At 37.4% G+C, this 1873-nt stretch carries 4 protein-coding genes; 1 reads left to right on the top strand and 3 read right to left on the bottom strand.

Going from position 1 to position 1873, the window contains the following annotated elements; translation table 11 throughout:
* Window positions 1-124: 124 nt before the first annotated feature.
* On the bottom strand, window positions 125-385 hold the full coding sequence (locus O9324_RS25930; RefSeq protein ID WP_287627803.1) for a ribbon-helix-helix domain-containing protein: 261 nt from the start codon (window positions 383-385) through the stop codon (window positions 125-127).
* Between the two features lie 240 nt (window positions 386-625).
* Window positions 626-970 (bottom strand): type II toxin-antitoxin system HicA family toxin, encoded by a 345-nt coding sequence (locus O9324_RS27625; RefSeq protein ID WP_288141706.1) that lies wholly within the window; start codon window positions 968-970, stop codon window positions 626-628.
* A gap of 214 nt (window positions 971-1184) precedes the next feature.
* On the opposite strand from O9324_RS27625, the gene O9324_RS25920 reads away from it, so the two are divergent.
* Complete coding sequence (locus tag O9324_RS25920; protein ID WP_002772039.1) at window positions 1185-1511, top strand: DUF433 domain-containing protein; 327 nt, start codon at window positions 1185-1187, stop codon at window positions 1509-1511.
* A 43-nt stretch (window positions 1512-1554) separates the two neighbouring features.
* Here O9324_RS25920 and O9324_RS25915 read toward each other — a convergent pair.
* Window positions 1555-1873, bottom strand: a 319-nt coding sequence (locus tag O9324_RS25915) for a type II toxin-antitoxin system RelE/ParE family toxin (RefSeq protein WP_288141705.1), incomplete at its 5' end; no start/stop codon positions are given.

The raw sequence follows: 1873 nt of genomic DNA, 5'->3' as shown, positions 1-1873 counted from the left end.
TGACACTTTTTGTAAAATTTTCTGAATAGTTTTTCACCTGCTTCAATATTTACTACTAAAAAATAATCGGCAATCTTGTTTAAATCTTGACTGGCTGAAGGCGCAATAATATAACGATTCATAATTATTTTTGTTGCGCTTCTTTAAATTTTTCGAGTATATCATTTATGATTTTTTCTCCATCTAATCCCTCTCCATTATCTAATTCTGCTATGGCAACGTCAATTTGTTGACGAGTTTCTTCTACCCATTGTAAGTAATCTTGATCGAGGATTTCTAGCAAGTAAAAAGCGGTATCTATGACTTGTTCTGAATTATTAAATCTGCCACTTTTTAACTGTTTTTGGATAAATTGTTCTTGATTGGGTTTTAGTTGAATATTCATGATAATTTTTATAAGGTTAAGGGTTAAGTCGAGTGTCCTGTTTCATTATTACCTAAAATGTCGGCTTGAAGGCTCTCGGTTTTACCGATGAGATGAAAAGAGCGTAGGTTGGGTTGAACGATAGTGAAACCCAACACTTTTAAAGAATTGGGTTGGGTTTTGTGGTTCTTCGTTACTTGGTATGGTTCGATAGGGGGGCATAAATCGACTAAATCCTTATCTGGCAAGAGATTTAATTGATTAGTTCGCTCTAGATAAAAAACAATTAACAAAAATCGCTAAATGCCTTTCTATATAAGGGTTCCATCCCTTATAACCCCTGTCCATTGCATAACACAAACCGAAGAGCCAAAAGCGCCTCACTGATACTACAGCCCCCTTGTCCGTTTCCCGACGAGGATGGGGGCGATGGAAGACGGCTCTAACTCCCTTAAGGGCTACCCGCACCCGCGACACCCTACCTTCGGATATTTCTGCTCCCAGTGCCTCCAGCAGCGATTCGATATCCGTCCAGACAACATCTGACCGGACGGGCTGCTCGAAGATTTGGTCCAGAATTTTTCGCTGTTTTTTCGAGAGTGCCATTGTAGTATCATAACTTAATAAGCTGCTGTGCATCTAAATGACATATTATTGAAATCAAAAAAACACCTAGTTTGATTTTGGATTTCGCTTGTTTCAATCTAACTGAGAACTGTTAACTGTTCACTGTTAACTGAATAGTGGGAGGTTTTCAAACCAAATTTTCTGGTAAAATGATTAAGGATAATTGTCCAAAACTTTATGAGGATTTAAGCCTGTGATCATCAAAGAGTTAGAAGAGCAACTTCTTGCCCTCAAACCTAGGGAAAAAGTGCAGGTAATCCAGTTACTTGCTCAAAGTCTTGGTGGTGATTGGCAGGGAATTGAGAAAACGCCTAAAGTTTGCGGCGGACAAGCCTGCATTGCCAATACAAGAATTCCAGTTTGGGTGTTAGTAGAAGCTCGTCGTCTTGGTTATAGTGATGCTGATTTATTAACAAGTTATCCGACTATTAAGGCTACGGATTTAGCTAATGCTTGGGTATATGCGGCAGCTCATGAAGATGAGATTGATTTGCTCATTGAGCAGAATGAGGCAGTTTAGGGGATGGCACGTTTTTATGCAGATGAATTGCATCATTCAACCTTTATTTTATCTCAGAGAATAAAGCATCTAAATCTTGACGACCATTAACAATTCTTAAAATTTCCACCGTTTCATTAATTACTCGATAGAAAATAATATATCCATCTAAAGGTAAACCTCTCAATGATGGTTTAATATGACTATAGCTGCGTCCTAACTTGGGAAATTGTACTAATTGTTGACACTTTTTGTAAAATTTTCTGAATAGTTTTTCACCTGCTTCAATATTTACTACTAAAAAATAATCGGCAATCTTGTTTAAATCTTGACTGGCTGAAGGCGCAATAATATAACGATTCATAATTATTTTTGTTGCGCTT

Source organism: Microcystis sp. LE19-84.1B (assembly GCF_027531875.1).
Lineage (GTDB): Bacteria > Cyanobacteriota > Cyanobacteriia > Cyanobacteriales > Microcystaceae > Microcystis > Microcystis panniformis.
Note: the sequence above shows the minus strand (reverse complement) of the source record. Positions and strands in the feature narration are given on the sequence as shown.

Excerpts from the sequence above, each read along its gene's own strand:
- O9324_RS25930 (WP_287627803.1), bottom strand. The coding sequence starts at position 385 with ATGAATATTCAACTAAAACCCAATCAAGAACAATTTATCCAAAAACAG.
- O9324_RS27625 (WP_288141706.1), bottom strand. The coding sequence starts at position 970 with ATGGCACTCTCGAAAAAACAGCGAAAAATTCTGGACCAAATCTTCGAG.